This window comes from Sphingobacteriaceae bacterium (assembly GCA_016715905.1).
In the GTDB taxonomy this organism is placed as follows: Bacteria; Bacteroidota; Bacteroidia; order B-17B0; family Aurantibacillaceae; genus Aurantibacillus.
In genome coordinates, this window is the sequence record JADJXI010000020.1 from 68,443 (window position 1) to 88,780 (window position 20,338).

General features: G+C 35.6%; 18 protein-coding genes. 3 read left to right on the forward strand and 15 right to left on the reverse strand.

Features of this window, described 5'->3' with window-relative positions; translation table 11 throughout:
* The first annotated feature begins 91 nt into the window (after positions 1-91).
* From IPM51_15770 to IPM51_15780, 3 genes are read left to right on the forward strand one after another with little or no spacing between them, the layout of a single operon-like run.
* The gene (locus tag IPM51_15770; protein MBK9285754.1) at positions 92-736 is read left to right on the forward strand and encodes a hypothetical protein; all 645 of its coding nucleotides are present in this window, start codon (positions 92-94) and stop codon (positions 734-736) included.
* On the forward strand, positions 737-1,123 hold the full coding sequence (locus IPM51_15775) for a hypothetical protein (protein MBK9285755.1): 387 nt from the start codon (positions 737-739) through the stop codon (positions 1,121-1,123).
* Positions 1,117-1,710 carry a hypothetical protein gene (locus tag IPM51_15780; GenBank protein MBK9285756.1) on the forward strand — a complete coding sequence of 198 codons (594 nt, stop codon included), beginning with the start codon at positions 1,117-1,119 and terminating at the stop codon, positions 1,708-1,710. The genes IPM51_15775 and IPM51_15780 overlap by 7 nt, the downstream gene beginning before the upstream one ends.
* Here the strand turns inward: IPM51_15780 and cysQ are convergent.
* From cysQ to IPM51_15855, 15 genes are all read right to left on the reverse strand, one after another.
* Positions 1,707-2,573 carry a 3'(2'),5'-bisphosphate nucleotidase CysQ gene (gene cysQ / locus IPM51_15785; protein ID MBK9285757.1) on the reverse strand — a complete coding sequence of 289 codons (867 nt, stop codon included), beginning with the start codon at positions 2,571-2,573 and terminating at the stop codon, positions 1,707-1,709. The two genes, IPM51_15780 and cysQ, sit on opposite strands and share 4 nt — an antisense overlap.
* Positions 2,527-2,910: a rhodanese-like domain-containing protein gene (locus tag IPM51_15790; protein MBK9285758.1), complete on the reverse strand. Its 384-nt coding sequence runs from the start codon at positions 2,908-2,910 to the stop codon at positions 2,527-2,529. The genes cysQ and IPM51_15790 overlap by 47 nt, the downstream gene beginning before the upstream one ends.
* A 2-nt stretch (positions 2,911-2,912) precedes the next feature.
* Entirely contained in the window at positions 2,913-4,100 is a 1,188-nt protein-coding gene (locus IPM51_15795; GenBank protein ID MBK9285759.1) for an RsmB/NOP family class I SAM-dependent RNA methyltransferase, read from the reverse strand.
* 18 nt (positions 4,101-4,118) lie between these two features.
* Positions 4,119-6,818, reverse strand: coding sequence for a gliding motility-associated C-terminal domain-containing protein (locus tag IPM51_15800; protein MBK9285760.1), 2,700 nt, complete (start codon positions 6,816-6,818; stop codon positions 4,119-4,121).
* A 142-nt stretch (positions 6,819-6,960) separates the two neighbouring features.
* Positions 6,961-9,864, reverse strand: coding sequence for a T9SS type A sorting domain-containing protein (locus tag IPM51_15805; GenBank protein MBK9285761.1), 2,904 nt, complete (start codon positions 9,862-9,864; stop codon positions 6,961-6,963).
* A 54-nt stretch (positions 9,865-9,918) separates the two neighbouring features.
* A complete protein-coding gene (locus IPM51_15810; GenBank protein MBK9285762.1) occupies positions 9,919-10,269 on the reverse strand; it encodes a hypothetical protein in 351 nt (116 codons plus the stop codon).
* Positions 10,269-10,637, reverse strand: a complete 369-nt coding sequence (locus tag IPM51_15815) for a VOC family protein (GenBank protein MBK9285763.1) — start codon at positions 10,635-10,637, stop codon at positions 10,269-10,271. Before IPM51_15815 ends, IPM51_15810 begins: the two co-directional genes overlap by 1 nt.
* Positions 10,638-10,670: 33 nt before the next feature.
* Positions 10,671-11,720 (reverse strand): selenide, water dikinase SelD, encoded by a 1,050-nt coding sequence (gene selD / locus IPM51_15820; protein ID MBK9285764.1) that lies wholly within the window; start codon positions 11,718-11,720, stop codon positions 10,671-10,673.
* Positions 11,717-12,748: a tRNA 2-selenouridine(34) synthase MnmH gene (gene mnmH / locus IPM51_15825; GenBank protein MBK9285765.1), complete on the reverse strand. Its 1,032-nt coding sequence runs from the start codon at positions 12,746-12,748 to the stop codon at positions 11,717-11,719. The genes selD and mnmH overlap by 4 nt, the downstream gene beginning before the upstream one ends.
* Before the next feature lie 9 nt (positions 12,749-12,757).
* Positions 12,758-14,989: a SpoIIE family protein phosphatase gene (locus IPM51_15830; GenBank protein ID MBK9285766.1), complete on the reverse strand. Its 2,232-nt coding sequence runs from the start codon at positions 14,987-14,989 to the stop codon at positions 12,758-12,760.
* Between the two features lie 141 nt (positions 14,990-15,130).
* A complete protein-coding gene (locus tag IPM51_15835; GenBank protein MBK9285767.1) occupies positions 15,131-15,718 on the reverse strand; it encodes a riboflavin synthase in 588 nt (195 codons plus the stop codon).
* Positions 15,718-16,929: a TlpA family protein disulfide reductase gene (locus IPM51_15840; GenBank protein ID MBK9285768.1), complete on the reverse strand. Its 1,212-nt coding sequence runs from the start codon at positions 16,927-16,929 to the stop codon at positions 15,718-15,720. Before IPM51_15840 ends, IPM51_15835 begins: the two co-directional genes overlap by 1 nt.
* Position 16,930: 1 nt before the next feature.
* A complete protein-coding gene (locus IPM51_15845; GenBank protein ID MBK9285769.1) occupies positions 16,931-17,983 on the reverse strand; it encodes an agmatinase family protein in 1,053 nt (350 codons plus the stop codon).
* Positions 17,984-17,994: 11 nt separating this feature from the next.
* Positions 17,995-18,645, reverse strand: coding sequence for a pyridoxamine 5'-phosphate oxidase (gene pdxH / locus IPM51_15850; protein MBK9285770.1), 651 nt, complete (start codon positions 18,643-18,645; stop codon positions 17,995-17,997).
* Positions 18,646-18,692: 47 nt separating this feature from the next.
* Positions 18,693-20,330 (reverse strand): peptide MFS transporter, encoded by a 1,638-nt coding sequence (locus tag IPM51_15855; protein ID MBK9285771.1) that lies wholly within the window; start codon positions 20,328-20,330, stop codon positions 18,693-18,695.
* Between the last annotated feature and the right edge of the window lie 8 nt (positions 20,331-20,338).

Genomic DNA, 20,338 nt, shown 5'->3' on the forward strand with positions numbered 1-20,338 from the left:
GTGTTTAACAAAAATACATTTTAAATTTAGATTATCGAATAAATGGCTTATTAAATGATTAAGTAAATAATTCTAATCCTTATATTTGTTCATGAGCCGTTTTCTGTTATTATTTTTAGTCTTTTGGTGTGCAAAATCCGGAGCGCAAACTAATGCGCAAGACACAATTTATCTCATGAACGGACATGTTGTTGCTGAAAAAGTAATTGATACACTTTTGGGTGCGGTAACCATTATGAACCCCACAAAAGCAAATAAGAAAATACACTATGAATTACCTCAGTTATATATGGTGAATTTTGCTAATGGAGGTAAACGCTATTATTATAGGCAGGACACATTTTTATTAAATTATTTCACCAGAGACGAAATGTGGATGTATATGAAAGGAGAGCGCGATGCAAGAAAAGGATTTAAGCCTATAGGTGTAAATATTGGTTCGGGAATCGCCGGTTTAATTGGAGGAATGACCGGTACCTTTTGGGGCCCTGTGCTTCCATACGGTTACATGGCATTTAGTGGGATTACCAAAATTAGAATTCGTCATTCAACCGTAAGTCACCCTTCTTATATTGAAAGCGATGGATATATTTTAGGTTACGAGCGGGTTGCGCGACATCGCCGGAGAATTCATTCGATTTTTTCGGGCACAATAGGTTTAGTGGTAGGTTATACTATTTATGCAATTTTTCATAATTCATATCCTGAAAATGTGGATATAGGTTTTTCCAAATAGTTGAGGGGTATTGTATATATTCTGTTTATTTTTCAATCGCTTTTAAGTGCGCAAGATACTTTACATTATGGAAATATGACGCCTCAACAAGATGCAGCCTGGAAAAAAATAGAATTCGAATGGAAGCAAAACCAATTTAGCTCATATATAGAACGCCATAAAATTAAATTAAACTGTTCCAATTGTCCATCAATTATGGCCCACCTTTTTATTATAAAAGAAAATTCAGAAACAAGAATTAAAGTAATTAACCTAAAAATTTGTGGTGAGACAAAAATGAATAAACGTGGAAAGGAGTTTGTAGCTATACTTAAAAAAATTAAATTACCTGAAGCGTTTAATAATTGTGTTTTAAAAATTCATATAGGAAGTGCCTTAAAATGTTGAAACGTATTATGCATAATTTATTTGGATGTTTATTCCTGTGGGGCATTGTAACTACGCAAGTTAAAGCGCAAACTTATAATTTCCCGGAATCTATTAAACATACCATGATAGCGGAATTAACTTCGCCAGACTCGTTGGTATTTTATCAGTGTCATGTAGAAAGTGCAACGCAGGAATTAAAAACAAGTGGCGGCCAAACATTACAAACTGCACCTCAAAAATATTCCATCACTGAAAAAATAATTGTTTATTTGACCGATAGTGTATACAGGGCAAAATATTTTGTTTCGTCAATGGTTATATTACCAAACAGAAGATTTTCCGGATTAAAAATTAAGGAAAGAAAGTATTGGAATTTCAAGTTGGTTTCAGAAAAAACATTGAATGAAAGAGATTTGAAAATTTTGGGAGCCATTCAACTCAAAGGAAAAGAACCTACGGAGTATGACTTTGCAATTACAAAGTATAATACTAACCAAGTAATCATTAAGAAAACCAAAGAGTTTAAACAACTGGTTATAGAAGGTGATTATATTTTGTCTAAAATTATTTTTGACCCTAAACGAATAGAATCTAAAATAGATTAATTTTTACAATACGCAATAAAGCTATTGTTGCAAAGGTTTTCTCGGTTATATTGGAGAGAACTCATTGTTTCTAAATCTATCACTTTACCGCCTGCTTGTTCGATGATACATTGGCCGGCAGCTGTATCCCATTCCATGGTATTTCCAAACCGGGGATATTCATGGGCTAAACCTTCGGCAATTAAACAAAATTTTATACTGCTGCCGGTATTAATAATATCTACTTTTTCAAATTTTTGCTTAGCGAGATTGATTCGTTCATTAATTTTTTGACTTAAATGAGATCGGCTGGCAACAAGAGTATATGCGGCAGGTGCTTCATGAAGCGGTAATTTATGGGAAGCTTTTTGAATTAAATTCAGGTCATTTTGATTATTCAGTATTTCAAGCAGCGCATGTCCTTCTACTTTAAAACTGCCTTTTTCAGACGAGTAATATAGATTTCGGGATACGGGAGAATAAATTACGCCAATAACCGGTTTGCCATTTTCAATTAAGGCAATATTTACCGTAAATTCTCCATTGCGCTTTACGAATTCGCGAGTGCCGTCTAAAGGATCAATTATCCAAATGTGTTTAAGATTTTTCCTTATACGGTATTCTATTTGCTCATCTTCTTCACTTAAAACCGGAATAGCAGTATTTTTTAGATGATTAATAATAATATCACTAGCTCTTTTATCGGCTATGGTAACGGGAGAATTATCCGATTTCAATTCAACGGAAAAATTAGTTTCGTAAACTTTTAGAATTTCCGCGCCGGCTATGATTGCCGCTTCAATGGCTAAACTTAATAGTTCAGGTGTATTTTCAGTTTTATTTTTCAACTTCAAAACCTTTTTTGAGCCATTCGCCAAATCCATTTTCTAAATTGTATAAAGATTTAAATCCATTTTTTAACATGAGTTCAGCTGCATCGCCACTTCTTCCACCGCCGGCACAATAAAGTAAATAGGTTTTATTTTTGTCAAGGGATAATAACTTTTTTTCCGCTCCTGCTTCAAAAAAATCAATTTGGGTTGCTCCTTTAATTTTCCCCTTTGACTTTAATTCGTCATTGGTTCTTAGATCTATTAAAACCGCATTCTTATTAGATTTCAATTCAGTTCTGAATTGCTCTGAGTTTACATTTCTTATTTGTGCCCAATAAACACCTTGTGTAAGCACAACAAACAATAGAATTAATGTTATTTTTTTCATTTTCAATTTTTTAGAATTTCACACATGTAAAATCCATCGTACCCCCGCGAAGGTAAAATAGTTTCGTCTTTTATAAAAGAAAATTCTGAATTCGTTTTCAGGAAATTTTCAACTTGTGTTTTATTTTCAGAAGGAAAAATACTGCAGGTGCTATAAATTAACCGACCGTTTTGTTTAAGCATTGAAGCATATTCATTCATCAGCTGTTGTTGCAAATTCAGTAATTCATTTAATTTATTTTCACTAAGTTTCCATTTAGTATCCGGATTTCTTTTTATTACGCCGGTGCCACTACAGGGAACATCTAATAACAAGAGGTCTGCTTTTCCTTTGTAATTATTTATGGTTTTATTTTCTTCAATTAGCTTGGTTTCAATATTAAATGCGCCGGCCCTGGAAGCTCTTTTTTTACATTCATTTAATTTCCATTGTTCAACATCCATGCTTATGATTTTCCCTTTATTTTTCATTAACGCGGCTAAGTGAAGCGACTTTCCTCCGGCCCCGGCGCATGCATCAATAACTAATTCCCCGGGCTTTGGGTTGGCAAATTCTCCAATGCGTTGTGATCCTAAATCCTGTACTTCAAACCAGCCTTCTTTAAATAGTTTGGAGGAAAACACATTTTTTCTCACAGCCAATTCATAGGCATTCTCTCCTTCACTAATTTTATTTAATTCCAGATTTTCCGCTACCATTTTCGATAAGAACGTGCTGTGATCTGTTTTAAGTGTGTTCATTCGTAAAACAACCTTCGCTTGTTTGTTTAATTGTGCAGCTTCATTTAACCAAGTATCTTTCCCTAATTCTAGCTCTCCTTTTTTCCATAGCCAATCAGGATAGGATTCTGAAATTGCCGGATTAATGCTTAATTGAGTTTTTAGTGATAAAACTTCCTGCGGATTGAGATGTTTAAACTCTTGCCATTCCGGAATTTCAACTCCTTTTATTACAAGCAAAACGCCAATCATATACCAATAGTTTTTATCGTTTCCGGTTATTTCTGCCAATAATCTGAAATTTCTCACAACATCGTAAATGGTTTCAGCAACAAACTTTCTATCTCGACTTCCCCATTGTGGATTTTTTTTAAAGAGGTGCTCTATGCTTTTGTCGGCATATCGGTGATTACTGAAAATTTCTTTGAGCGTATCGGCGCTGGATTGAATTAAGTTTTTATAGAGTTTCATGAAGTACTTGTGCGAATTTTATTTTACCACCTGCATATAACCTTTTAAGTTGCGTTTTTTTACGCCGGTTACACGTGGTTCATATACATCGCATATATAAAAAAATGTTCCGTCAGATATGGTTAAACCGGATTGAATGCTTTTGCCATCCCACTTAAAATATGGATCTTTGGTTTTATAAACTAAATTTCCCCATCGGTCAAAAATATGTAAATCAATTTCTTTTATTTGTCGAACTTTTATGGCTTTAAAGAAATCATTAATGCCGTCGCCGTTCAATGAAATAATATTGGGTAATTCAAATTCGGGACAATTATCAATGCAGTAATCAGCACTCATAGCACTTACATTGGCACTTGAATCAACAGATTGAATTGCATAACAACTTGATACCAAATCATTATAATCAAAAGTGAAGCTAATATTTCCTGAGCCTTGTATGGTATCCAGTTTTACATATTCATCACTTACAGTTTCTTTTCTGTATAAAATATATTTGATTACATCATCACTGCAGGATTTGCTTACATCATTCCAATCTATTTTAACGGAACCCCCTAAACAGGTTGATGTGATATTTAAAGTTGGGGAGCAAGGAGCGGTTTGATCTACAGCATTAGCACAAACTTCTTGTGAATTATTCAATAAAGGCTTAAATATGCTTGGGTCGGAATATGCACCATTACCTAATACTTTGTAGCAGTATTCATATCTGTTCACCACATTATTTTCGTCAACATAACTGGTGGTACTTGAATTACCAATGGCCACAAATCCAGGTACACCCGGATCTTTTCTAAATACTGTATAATTACTATTTATCCATGGGGTTTGAGAAACCCAGTTCAGTGACACTTTCCGGTCTCCGCCTACAGCACTTAAAAAAATGGAATGTGCTTTTTGTGAGGTTCCTATAGTTGTGGTGCCGGCCGAAAATTCAACTTTGTATTCGTGATGAATATCATTTGTATTTAGTAAGGTGTGAGTGAATGAAGTGTCGGTATAATAAAATAGTGCATTAGAAGTAGAAAAAATTGGGGTAAAAGTTCCGCCATTACTTCGGTGTAACAAATTAAAAGTATAAGGACCTGTAAATAAGAGCGTATCTAAATTTCCGTTGTTAGTTAACGGTCTGGCCCAACGGACAAACACCGAACCGCTATTTGCTGAAGTGGATAAAACATCTACATTTAATAATATTGGAACATCTCTTTTTAATTGTGAGCAGACTTGAGCACTAGCATAGCTTAGCGATCCATCGCTATATTCTGCTACAACCAGATAATTATAGTCCTGTCCAACAACTAAACCATTTCCATTATTGGTATCAATAAAAAAAGTTGAAGTTGAAGCTGTTTGTCCGATGTTGGTGAATCCTAAAGTGGGATCTACTCCGGGTTTGCACGGGTCAAATACTACCGGTGTGCAATCGCCTTTTCTGTAAATTTTATAAGCTACAATAGGATTGTTTGCTGGATTACAAGGAGAAAGGTCCCAAGTAATTTTCATGTCAGATCCGGTTGGAGTAGCTGAAACATTTTTTATGGCAGGGGCTACAACTCGAATACTGTAATTTCCGAAATTAACCAATTCATTGGTTGAATGGTTATCTTTCACTTTAAAAATAGAAATGTAGGGTTGCTGACGAATGTGTTGGCACTGGGTTTGCCAGGTAAAATTAAAAGATAGTGGGGCCGAAGATACAACGGAAAAAGGTGTAGCTGTTGGGGATGGGGCAGAAAATGCACCACCACCTCCGATAACCGTTAGTGTGGTATTTTGATTAGGATCGTCGGCTAAAATAACTTTATCAATTAAGGTGCCGGCTTCCACGCAAGTATCGGTGGGTAATTGAAGTGTAGGAGGATCATTAGTTGGACAAGCTAAAACGATTACTTGCATATCTCTTAAAACATAACCAACTAATTGATATATACCGCTGGTGTTTTTACGCCATTCTTTTACAATAAATGCCAAATTGTATTGCGATACAAATTTGGGAGAGCACCAGCTCATTAAACCGGTAATAGGATCAATTGTATATGTACCACCTTCTGCGTTTGGCATAAAATAACCAGGCACCGTGTTGCCATCAGCTCCTCGTGAAGTGGTTAATTCATAACTTAAGCTGTCGCCGTCAATATCGTATGCGCCCGGATTATGGTAAAAACATTTATCCAAGCAGGCTCGGTCGATCGGATCAAAGCTAAAGGTTGGTGATGAGTTAGCTCCGGTAAAACTATTAATTACCAAAAACGATTCAATATAAAAAGGCAGATTAACTGAATTGGGAATATTTTTTACACCTTCATTCCTGTTTGGGTCCAATGACCTTACCAGATAGTTTCCCGGCCCTGCATAGGTGTGAACAATGGTGTAAATATTTTTTTTAACGACATATCCGTTTTGGTTGTAAATAATGACTCCACAAGTAATTGGCCAAGAACAATCTCCACACACCGATCCGTTTATTCGGGGTGCAACACCTCGTTCTCCATCGCCAAAATATAAAGTGTCTTCGCAGCGGTCAGCTACCGAACTTCCATCGTTAGTATATTTAATGATAGTAAATGAATAAGTGTAAACCTGTACGGTAAGACCGTTCACTACTTTGGTAAAAGGAGCAATGCGTTGATATAAAATTTCACCGGCCCTGTTATGCGTTGCGTGCAAGGAAAGAGAAAGCGCAAGGGCAATAAGCGATAAAATTTTCTTCATGTACATATTCTCCTTTAAAGGTAATGAATAAACGCTAATTTTGAGCGATTATTACCCGAAAACCGGAGCATATATTGGCAGGTTTTAAAGGAATTTAACATTGTTTTTTATTGAAAGCATTAGTCCGTTAAGGAAGGTAAAATTAATTTTTAATGACCCTGAAAACTTTGGTGTAAGATTTGTTTTCTATACTCAATAGATATATGCCGCTTGGGAGAATTTGAGTGTCAAGTAGATGCCTGGAATCTGAATTTTCTCCCCGAATAATAATCTCACCTAAGAGGTTATATATTGTTATAGTTGAGTTTATCGGTAAATTTTCGAATTGAATGTTTTCTTGAAAGGGATTGGGGTAAAGGAGTACATTTTCATTTAAATCAAGTTTATTTATAGAAACACAAATAGTTACTGATTGCTCGAATGTGGCTTGTCCGATACAACCATTAATATCGGTCCCGTTAACTGTATAAGTCGTGTTTACAGTGGGCGATATAGTTAATGAACTTGAGTTTGAACCTGTATTCCAGGTGTGTGATGTTACACCGGAAGCAAATAAATAACAGGATGCTCCTATACATAACATAGTGTTTGAACTGGTGATGTTTAAATTAGGCAATGGATTTACTGTAACAGAAACCGGAACACGAACCGCGCTGTTTGTGCAAGTAAATGCTTCTGCATAAAAGTTGTGAACTCCTATATTTAAAGTTCCGGTTGGATAAATACTTCCTGTAAAAATGGAAGTGCCGCCGCTAGGAACAGTATACCAATTCACTGAGCCTAAACTACTAACGGTTAGCGAAGGTGCGCTACCTAAGCAAGTATTTTTTACTGAAAAGGGTGTAAAGTTGGTTGGCGCATCGGGCACGGAACAGTCGTAAAACTTAACCAGAAAAGCATCGGTTCCCCCCCCGCCAAATACACTTTGATGAGCTCCTGCGGTAGAAATTACTCCTACGCCGGCGGCATCTGCTAATCCTCCTAAGTAAACATTACTGTTGCTATCCGTGGCTGAGCATTGCCCTACATCATAACCGTTACCTCCATAATAAGAGGCCCATAAACGTACACCGGTAGTATTAAACTGCGCAATTACCGCATCAAATAAACCACCTCCGTGATTCGGTTGATGGCTACCCACACTGGCTAATGAAGTACTTGTTGTTCCGGCGTAACCGATTATATAAGGATAGCCTAAGTTGCTAATGGCACAACTGAAAATCAAATCTTCTGCAGAACCTCCATAATAGGTTCCCCAATCGCGAATACTTCCGGTAGAATTTAGCTTAACCAAAAAACCATCCCAATTTCCTCCGGCATAAACAGGTTGATGGCTACCATCGGTAGAAATAGAATTGGTACTGCTGGTTCTTCCTCCAATATACAGGGCCCCACTTGCAGGATCTCTGGCAAAACCATGAGCTCGGTCGTCACCATTTCCTCCATAATACGTTCCCCACTGTCTGATTCCGCTATTGTTAAACTTCACAAGAAAAGCATCGAAATCAAAAACGTAGTTAGTTTGATAAGCACCGGGTGTTGCAATTCCGGCTGTACTACTGGTATTTCCCAATAAATAAATGTATCCTTGTGAATCGGTAGCTACGTGATTTCCCTGGTCGGTACCCTCCAGACCGTAATAGGTTCCCCATTGGCGAACACCGGCAGAATTAAATTTTACTAAATAGGCATCTTCTTGTCCGCCGAAAAAGGATTGAAAGGACCCGGGTGTAGCAATAACGGTTCCGCTAGTTTGTTGGGTTTTACCACAGAGGTAAACATCACCTGTACCATCTTTTGCAGCTGCACAGCTAACGCCAAATTCAATAGTGGGACCTCCATAATAAGTACCCCATTGGCGAACACCGGCACTATTGAATTTTACCAGATAACCGTCCCAATCACCTCCGGCGTTTGGTTGATGTGAGCCGGGAGTAGCAATTACACCCGGATTGCTGCTTAAGGTGTGACCGCTCATGTAAACATTATCATTAGGATCAACCGCGCAAAACATACCTAAATCACGTACACTGCCACCGTAATAAGTTGCCCATAATCGCACACCGTTAGTGTTGAATTTAGCCAAAAAAGCATTTTCATAACCGCCACCATGAAGAACCTGATGGGAGCCGGAGGTGGCTATTACTGTGCCACCTTGGGTAACTGCATAACCGGCTTGATACACATTACCATTACTGTCACAGGAAATTCCCCATCCCACATCCGGATCATTTCCTCCGTAATAGGTTCCCCACATTCTTACACCGGGATCAATAATGAGAGGTAGGGTTGTATTGTATTGATTTAAATCGTAAGAAACGATATTGCCATTGAGTTTCCAGGAACAAGCAATTGTTTTTCCATTTTGATAAGCAATTGGTTTCTCTTCAACAATTATACCTGCAGCTGTTTTAATGATTAGTTCTCCTTTGGAATTGATGTGAATACTTTCAGCCCCTTCAATTTTTAATTGAATTTGATGAGGATTAGCGCCGGCTTCAATTAAATAATCGTATTTAAGTTTTCCGTCCAATCCATGCCATTTCACATCAATGCCATTATAAATATTTTTATAGGTAATTTCTTCATAAGAAGAAACCTCGTGCACACCTTGAGGGCAAACCGGTAAATAGTAGTTGGCGTAAAAAGAAGCTTTTTTTTCTTTCAGGACTTGTGGTAATGCCGAAACATTTAACCAGCTCACATCTACTCTACAAATTATACTTTTTTCCGGTATAAGTTTTGGTTTATGATCAGGTGTAGGTAAGCCTAGTTTTTCGAATAGATCGTCATTTTTCCATTTTAAGACCTTGTCTAGTTGATAAGAAAAACCTTTCTTTTTTAAGTGAAAAACCAGGTGCCCACTTTTACCACCAAAAAGAACATCCGTTTGAGGCAAATGATTCTGATCGGAAACCTGCCCTTTATTTTCGGTAAATAAAAAGGCAGAATTTTGCGATTGTGATTTTAAGTGAAATGCAAAAAAGAATATTATTGCAATAGTAATCGCTTTTAAATGCCCTTGCGTAAATATAGAACTGTTCAATTTCACAATTGTCTAAGATACAAAAAATGGAATTAAAAATTAAATAAATTTTACTTATTTATAGATAAGTTGAAAGGGGATATCCTTATAGATTTTGGTGTCCTTATTTTCAATAACGGTTATGGTTAAGTGCAGTTCTTTGGGTTTACCTTTTTTAATTTGTTGCAAGAGTTCCTCGTTAAAAAGATTTCCGCCCATTTCGTAAATGGCCATCCCCTGAGCGGAGTTGTAAACCACTTTGAATTTATCAATGATGTGATGCGATTGACCGGTGATTCCGGGATGCTTCATTAAACTGTCTATGGGGACATTATTTGCATAGCCTGCCAATTTGAAATTTGTATTGGATTGAGCCGATAACTTCAACGCAAAGCAAAAAGAAAGTATTAAAATTGGAATCCTCATTATACACCGGCGTTTTTATCTTCTTGCCAAACTCCGTGAATATTTCCGTCCGGATCTTTAAAATAAGCAAGCCAACCTACAGTAGGAATAGGCGTTTTGTTAACCACAATTTTGCCACCGGCATTTTCAATGGCAATCATGGCTTGATCAATATCTTCAACCATAATGGAATTGGCAACAGGTTGATTAGGATCCTGTTTTTTCATGATTGCTCCGTTTATACCCGGTGTAGTTAGATCTCCGGATAAAGCAATCCAATAGGGCTCGTCGCCAAACTGCTGAAAGCTCCATCCAAAAACATCTTTAAAAAAGGCAATTGTTTTTTCCGGATTATCACAAGGAATTTCAAAGTGCGTTACTCTATTCATATTTCAAGAATTAGTAAATTGAAGATAAATAAATTATTTCGTATTTAAAATGATTACACGCTTATCCTTTTCATTTATTATTCTTCCAATGGGATTGCTAAATTCTTCCAATCCGTTTTGAGATAAAAATAACTCAAATGGAGATTGGTGATTTGGATTTACTGCTATTAATAAACCCCCATTGGTTTGAGGATCATTGAGCGGATAAAATGAGAATGCGCCAATATTTTCCACTTCTTTTTCATAGCTATTCCAGTTTCTGTACAAATTATCAGGTATAGTTCCCTGCGCAATGCAATCTTCTAATCCCTGAATGGTTTGGATTGCGTTGAAATTAATTTCCGCGCTTAATCCTGCGTTTTCCGTCATTTCAATTAAGTGCCCAATTAAACCAAAACCGGTTACATCAGTCATTGCCGTAACGTAATTTAACTCGCCAATTTTTTCGCCAATACTATTTAGCGTGGTGAGTTGAGCGATTAAGTTTTTCGTTAGATTTTCATTCAATTTCTCTCTTTTAAGTGCAGAGGATAAAATGCCAACTCCTAATTTTTTGGTTAAATATAACAGGTCGCCGTTTTTTGCGGTATTATTTTTTTTTATATTATTAATGTGTGTTAGTCCATTTACAGAAAGTCCAAATAGCGGTTCTAAATTATCAACACTATGACCGCCGGCAAGCGTAATATTAGCTTCATTGCATACTAACCGTGCACCTGAAATAACTTCTGAAGCAAGTGAAGCAGGAAGATTTTGAATGGGCCAACCTAAAATGGCCGTAGCTAAAATTGGTTTTCCTCCCATGGCATAAACATCACTAATTGCATTTGCTGCGGCAATTCTCCCAAAGTCAAATGCGCTATTAACCATGGGCATAAAAAAATCAACGGTGCTTATTAATGCGAGATTATTTCCGATATCCAAAACGGCAGCATCGTCATTGGTTTCATTTCCAACAATGAGTTTTGCATTTTTTTGTGATGGTGTTGTTTTTTGTAATATTTGCTGTAACACGTCCGGTGCAATTTTACATCCGCAACCGCTGCCTCTGCTGTAATCGGTTAATTTTAGTTTTTCATTCATTTCAGTTCATTTACTTTTTGCAATAAAATTTCGGTGCAATAATCAATACTAAATTTTTCAATTTCTATTTTCAAAACATCGGGGTTGACTCTGCTTTCTAAACCAAAGGTGTAGGTTTTGTCATAATAACGTAAACAGTAATCGAATGCGGTTTTAAAATCATTTGCATCAATAGCGTCGATGGCAATTTTGGTTTGTTCGCCACCTAATCGTTTTGTTATTTTCAAAATGGAGTTTTTTAAATCCTGTTTATCAAATTTTCCATATTCATTTAAAATATGATTCAATCGTTCTTCAAAAGGAATATCGAGAAAAAAAACTTTAGAACTCCGAATAGCTTCCCGAATTGGATTAGGAATCATATTTTTTCCAATAGATTTACTTTCGTCTTCCAGCCATATTGGCTTCTCTTTATTCATAAAAAAAAGTTCAGTAAATAATATGTTTTCAAATTGTTCTTGTGAAGGTTGAGGTGCTTGTCCCAGTGCACCAAAGGCCGATCCTTTATGATTGGCAATAAACTCAAGATTTATAATTTGTTCTTTTTTCTCTCTTAATTTTTCGAGTATAAATGTTTTTCCCGATCCGGTTTTACCTCCTAGAATATAAAACTTATAGGGCAAAGAAAAACCATTCAAAACAAAATTCCGAAAAGTTTTATAGCCTCCTTTGAGTGTATACACTTTAAAACCGTACATGTCTAAAAGTTGGGCAACAAACCCGCTTCGCATCCCCCCGCGCCAACAATGAATATAAATTTCTTTGCCTTGAACATTTTTTTCAGCTTCGCTGATCAGCCTTGTGAGTTTTGGAGCAACAATTTCCAGTCCACGTAAAACTGCCTCTTGTCTGTTTTTTTGTTTATACAAAGTGCCTATTTGGGCACGTTCTTCATCATTAAACAATATTAAATTAAATGCGCCCGGAATATGCCCCTGTGCAAATTCGGAAGGGGAGCGAACATCAAAAACGGGGCCGTTCAAATTTGATTGTTGGAGGAAGGATTGAATATCTAAGGCAGTATGCAAGAAAATAAATTAAAGCCGAACTCCTATTACCAGAATGTCATCCACTTGTTCATTACCGCCCTTCCATTCTTCAAAATGATCAATGAGGTATTGTTTTTGATCCTGCATTTTTAAATCTTTTATTTTCAGCAAAATATCTTTAAATCGTTTGGTCATCATTTTTTTTGCTTTATCACCGCCAAACTGATCGGCATATCCATCAGAAAATATATACAAGGTGTCATTTACTTCAAACTCAAAAGTGTGTGTTTCAAATTCCTGATCATCCTGGGTATGACCTCCAACAGCGTGTTTTGTGGCTCTATATTCTAATATTGAATTTTGATTATTTTTGATTACCCAAAGCGGACGATTAGCGCCTGCGTATGAAATTTTTATTTTTTCAGAAGTTTTATAATCAACCGGAATATTCAAAATAGAAATATCCATACCATCTCTGGTGCCTGTTTCGCCGGATTGACGTAATGCAGTTTTTAAACCGTTATTTAATTCTTTTATGATTAAACCGGGGTCGGAAGTTAAATCTACGCCGTCCTTTAATTTTTCGCTTCCAATCATACTCATAAAAGCACCGGGCACGCCATGACCAGTACAATCGGCGGCGGCAATAATTACTTCTTTTTTAGATTTTGCGTATTTATCGGAAAAAAAGTAAAAATCTCCGGACACAATATCTTTGGATTTATATAGAATAAAATAATTTTTTAAATAAGGGTCAATTTCAGAAGGCGGAGGTAAAATGGCATGTTGAATGCGTTTAGCGTAGAGAATACTTTGTAAAGTTTCTTCATTCTTCTCTTCAATAATTTTGCCTTTCTCAACAATTTCATCTTTTTGTTTTTCAATTTCAATTTTTTGATTTTCAAGTATTGTATTAGCTTTTTTCTTTTGAAGATAGATTCTGACCATTACAAAAAGTAATAAACTTAAGACAGCTGCGCCTATTAATACCAAATTAAAAGATTTTTGCTTTGAGCTTAATTCTGCTTCTTTTACATTTTTTTCTTTATTGGCTAAATCTAATTCTCTGGCTGCCATTTCCTGCAATAATTTATCTTGTTCCAGTTTTTCTTCAGCTTCATTTAATAATTTCTTCTGGCCAAGTGCCTCTAGTTTTTGTTTATTTGCAAGTGCACTTAATTGTTCAATTTCTCTGGCTCTTTTTTCTGCTTCTAGTTGTTTTTGAAGCGCTTCATTTTGTTGTTCCTGAATTTTCAGTTCTTTTACTTTTTTCTCCTGTTCCAACAATTTTAATGCGATTTCCTTTTTTTCGGCTTCCATTTTTTTGGCCAGCAATTCATTTTCTTTTTCTTTTAATGAAACTTCATGCAACATTTGCTCTTTTTGAAGCAATTCAATTTCCTTTAATTTTTTCTCTTGTTCAATTCTTAGGTTTTCTATTTCCAGTTTTTTATTGGTCTCCATAGTGGTGGCCATAATCAATTTAGTAGAATTAGAGATTCCTTTAAGCTGTCGTTTTAATAAATGTTCATAGGAACCATCAGCTCCAAATCCTTTTTTTCGTTTGAGGTAATAAATTTTATTACTTGGTTTGTTAATGATAAAGCCAAAAAGATCGGAAGTGGCGGAAGCTGCAAAATTATCCGTCATGGCTACTTTCCAATCGGGTAATTCGTACACGGTTTCATCACCAATTTCTTGCGTATAGGTATTTATCAATAAACTTTGGCTGTTGAATCCTTTCTTAGAAAAATTAATTATGTACACATTAGAAAGTTCGAGATTAAAAGTAAAACTTCCATCGGCTTTAGAACTATCTTTTTTATAAAACAATTCATTACGATCAATGGAAATAACTACATCTTCAACAGGCTTTCCGTTTTTGGTAACAATGCCGCTAAATTTAAGATAACCTTTATGCGCTACTCCTCCGGCAATTTTTTTTATTTTATCTCCGCTACTGCTGTAAATAAAATACTCCCCAATCCAATCGTTTTTTTTCATGGTACCTTCATGGGTAAGTTTACCTTTTTCGTTATATAATTTTACGGTTCCGTTTAATTCACCGTATTCATAGTTAACTTCGTTTTTAATTTTATTTGTATTTTGATGGTACGACTTCCAGGCGCCGTGTTTAACACCATCAGTATAATGTCCATCGGTTACAATTTGATTGAATTTAAGTAGTTTGTTTTTTAATCCTTTAGAGTCTCGTCCAAAAAAGAGCCAGCGACCTTGTTTTCTGCCATTTTTATCAACGATGTTTATTGTGTCACCCAAAAAAGTGTCAAAATCTTTATACTGACCGAAAACTAAGTTTGTCGATATAAATATCAGTAATAAGAATATGTATCTGCAATTATTCAGAGCAAAGGTAAAGTTAAAAAAATAAGTGAAATGGAAGTTTTTAACTGTAAAAAATCAGTTTTTTGAAGCTAGTTTGGCCAGGTATTTGCCAATTATATCAAATTCAATATTCACTTGGTCTCCCACCTGTAAATTGTTAAAATTGGTATGTGTTAAAGTATATGGAATTAAGCATACTGAAAATTGAGTATTCAAAGACTTTACTACCGTTAAACTAACCCCATTTACTGTAATGCTTCCTTTTTCAACGGTGATGTGCCCCTTATCGGCTGAATACTCAAACAAAAATTCTTTGCTTCCCTTTTGGTCACTGATAGATTTACAAATTGCAGTTGTGTCTACGTGTCCCTGAACTATATGCCCGTCAAATCGACCATTAACCTGTAAACATCTTTCAATATTTACTTGATCGCCTTCTTTTAATTCACCGAGATTAGATTTCTGTAAAGTTTCGGCTATTGCGGTAACGGTGTATAAATTTTGGTTTAAGGAAGTTATAGTTAAACATACACCATTATGCGCCACACTTTGATCAATTTTTAATTCTTGAGCAATTGGTGAAGAAAAAGTAAAATGAATATTTTCACCTTCTTTTTGAATGTGTTCCAACTTGGAGAATGTTTCTATAATTCCGGTGAACATTAAAGTTTCAATAAATTTTTTATGAGCGATTCAGTATTTTCCTTAAAGCGAAGATACTCATTTCCGGTGGCGGGGCCGCTAAATCCGGTGTGGATTTTCACAATTTTGTGCTCACGATTTAAAAAAATAGTGGTAGGAAAAGCGGTAATGTTATTTACAAAATTTAAACTTTCGGAAGCTTTATTTTTTCCGGTTTGTAAGGGCAATAAAACGGTATATTTAATATTAAATTTTTTAATTAATCTGTTAACCTGAGTTTTAGCTTTGGCAAAATCGGTAGTTTTCTCAAATGCTAAGGCAATAATTTCAAGTCCTTGCGATTTGTATACGGAATACAGTTCACTTAAGTAAGCACTTTCATCCATGCAATTGGGACACCAACTCCCCATTACCTGAATAATTATCGGTTTATTTTCAAATTTTTTATCAGTGAGTGAAACAAATTTTTTATCAAAATTTAGATATTTGAAATCTACAACTTTGTTTTTATCAAGTGCAAATGTTATTTCATCGGCATTTTTTAATTCAAAATGCTCATTTCGCTTAGCAGTCCAGCTTTCTTGCCAATGCGCCCCGCTATAAAACACTCCCGACAAAGTTTCATTAATGGTATTTAATTCGGCCACAAAAAGAAAAGCATGACTGCCATCGAAACAGGATAAATACATTTTATTTCCGTTTTTCATTCCCTCTAAAAATCGATAATCGCCGGTTTCCGTTAAAAACGTTCCGGAGATATAATCTGTTTGTTCTAAGTGATGAAAAATGCCTATTGCTTTAGAGCTATCTTGACTAGTTGGCGAAAAAGTACATTCCCATTTGCCTTCAAAATACGGATTTGCTTTACCCGGGACAAAATCAAAACGATTTGTTTGACCGAAATAGGCTTTAAATGGAATAATATTATTTTCGTTGCGGTAATGGTTAATCCAATGTCCTTGTAAACCTTCATTGGTAATTTTACATCTAAATTCAGTATCAAAAACGGGCATTTGAATAAATACGGAATCTTTTTTAAATTTTATTTCGCTTACTTCAATTTTTTCCTCTGCATTTTTTATAATTATTTTTTTCCCTTTTTCAGTAACTTCAAAATTGAAAGGCAGTAGTATATTTTCTTTTTCATTTAGAAAAAGGACAGCCCGGTAAGGACCCACTTTTAATCCGGCGTGAAGTTGAAGAACAAGTAATATGGGGATAATTATTTTCAATTTATTTATTTTGACTCGACGCAACCAGGTTACAGATTCTGTATAATAAACGTGCGGCCACATTAGCGTCCCAATCATTATTTTTACCCGGAGTAACTTCATTTAAATCGAATGCAATTATTTTTCTACCACTTTTTACTATTTTTTCAAACAAAAATAGAATTTGTTCGGTTTCAAATCCTCCTGCAACAGGAGTGCCGGTATTTGGACATAATTTTGGATCCAAACCGTCGATGTCAAAACTCAAATAAATATTTTGCGGAAGTTCATTCACAATTCTGTTACAAATTCTATCCCAGCTATCTCCATTAAACATTTTGTATTTAATATCTCTGTCAAAAAAGGTTACAATTCTTCCTTTGCTGTTTTGTATGATTTCGAGTTCCTCTTCACAATAATCGCGAATTCCTACTTGTACTAATTTATCAATTTCTTTTATTTTTAAAGCATTGTACATGATAGATGCGTGCGAAAATTCGAATCCTTCATAGGCAATTCGTAAATCGGCATGCGCATCAATTTGCAAAATGGTATAGTTGCCAAATTTCTCGGCCAAAGCCTGCATCATGCCCAATGGAGTGGAATGGTCACCTCCAATTAATCCAACCGTTTTATTTTGATTCAGAAAATGCAAACATTTTTCTTTCACCCATTTATTTAAAGCCAGACATTCTTTTTGTATTTTATTCGCCTGACTTTTTAGTTTTGGGGATTCCGGATTTTTTCCATTAGCCAATTCCTCAATATAACGTTCGGCACTTTTTCTTAATAAATTGCTTTTTTGTTTTATGGAATTATTTATTTTATCCATAGCAATTCCTTTTTTCCAAGCATCTTTTACTAAGGGGTCGTATAAGTCTACCTGATAACTTGCATCTAAGATGGCTTTGGGTCCGTTTACGGTGCCGCCGCTATAACTCACGGTTACTTCCCAGGGAACGGGAATCAGAACGGTTTCACATTCTTCAAGTGTAAATGGAAGTCCGAACATTCCATCATTTAATTGTCCGACTCCATTAGGGTCAAAATTTTTTATTTTTTCACTTTTGGTCATAGTAATAATTATTAAGGGGCGAGTCTGCTAATCTCCCATTTATCATTTTGTAAATTATAACAAAGCCTGTCGTGCAAACGACTAATTCCTCCTTGCCAAAATTCATAATAATTTGCTTTTAATATCCATCCACCCCAATGTTCCGGACGCGGAACATCTTTTCCTTCAAATTCCAATCTATATTTTTCTAAATTGTTTTCAATATCTTTTCGTGAATTTATTTTAGCACTTTGATTAGAAGCCCAAGCGCCAAGTTTAGATTCGTAAGGTCGAAGTTGAAAGTAATTATCGCTGTTATCGGCAGAAGCTTTTTTTACCGTTCCTTCAATGCGAATTTGTCGTTGTAATTCGGGCCAGAAAAAGTTTAAACATGCATTAGGATTTTTTTCCAGGCTTCGACCTTTACGTGAATTATAATTTCCATAAAACCAAAATTTGTTATTATGGATTTTTCTAAGATAAACTATTCGTGCTGAGGGTTGGTTATTTTCAACCGTAGCTAGTGTCATGGCCTGTACTTCGGGCATGTGAGTTTCGTTAGCCTGTTTAAACCACAATTCAAATTGTTGCATGGGATCTGATAATAAATCAGACTCACTTAAAGTACCTTTTGTAAAATCTTCCCTAAGGTTTTTTAAAAATTCATCACTGTGTGTTGCCATAAGCATTTAATTTTAAATGAATAATTGAATAGTTTGCTGAGAAAAAATTATGCCGTATTTTCTCTGAAAACTCTGTTAAGTTTTTTGAGTAAAAACAACATAATAAAAAAAGCAAACATAAGCAGTGCAAAATTCAACATAAAAAAATAAGCTTTATGGTCCATTTTGTCCCAGTTTTTTCCTAGCTCTCCACTAAGCTTATTCCCTAAGGAAGTAGCCAAGCTCCATCCGCCCATCATGAGCGCAGTAAATCTTGCAGGCGATAATTTAGACACCATGGATAATCCCATTGGACTTAAACATAACTCCCCTATAGTTATTACACCGTAACTGGCAATTAACCACCACGCGCTAGCTTTATTTATGCCATTGCCCGTGTAATAAACAGCACCAACCATTACTAAAGTAGAAAGTGCTGAAATAAATAATCCTATTGCAATTTTGGAAGCAGTGGTAGGCTCTTTATTTTTTCTACGCATATAAGAAAACACTGCAATTATTAATGGAGTAAGAATAACAACAAAAAAGGGATTTATAGACTGAAATATACTTGTATTAAATAATTGTAATGATTCGCCTTGCGGCGGGATTTTAGAAGCGTCTAAGTTTTTAAAATAGGCCGGATAATCCATTACCGTTATTGTTTCGCCATTTTCATTTTTAATTTTTCGGAATTGCTCATCCAGCTGACTTTCCTCTGAGTTCTGCGCAGTTACTTTTTCTGAAAAACCAAGTTTTGCTGTTAGATCTGAAATTGCGGCCGGACTCTCACGGTCAGTATAATACTTTGCATAGGTAGTAAGTGCGGTACCGTTTTGTTTAAAAATTGCCCAGAATAAAATAACGATGAGGAAAATAATGTACATGGTGCTCAGCGGTTTTTTTTCTTCCGTACTGGATTTAATATAAATGGAGGCGAAAAAATAAATAACAGGAATGCAAAACATAAAAAAAGCATCTGTACTATTACTACTTGAAATACTACCCGGAATAAACCAGCCAATAACGGCAAAGCCAACCCCGATAAGCATAAGCTTGGCAAACTGCATAAGTAAAGGCTTATCCTGAGGAGTAGGTTCTTTTCTCACATCAACTGCTTTATAGTGTTTTATGCCCATCCAAAAAGTGATTACGCCTATGAACATGCCTATACCTGCAGCAATAAATGCGCCATTCCATCCTATTTTATTAAGCATGATGGCACCAATGAAATTGCAAATAAACGCACCCAGGTTTATACCCATGTAAAAAATATTATAGCCGGTATCTTTTTTGCTTTTGTAATCGGGATGATTAAACAGATTACCTAATAGAGTAGAAATATTGGGTTTAAAAAATCCGTTACCTACAACCATAATTATTAATGCTGTGTAAAATGCCCAGAGTTCGTGAACTGATAATAAGCAATACCCAATACCCATTAAAATTCCTCCAAGGGTTATGGAAAAGCGATACCCTAATTTTAAATCGGCCAATAAACCACCCATGAAGGGCGTTAGATATGCTGCTGCAATAAAAGTGCCGTATATGTCTGCTGCTTGTGCATTATCCCATCCAAATCCTCCTTCTTTTTCTTCGGCAGTCATGTAAAGGGTGAAAATCCCAATCATTAAATAGTATCCGAATCTTTCCCAGAATTCGGTGAATACCAGAAAAAAAAGTCCTTTGGGGTATTTGTTCTTCATCATTTTAT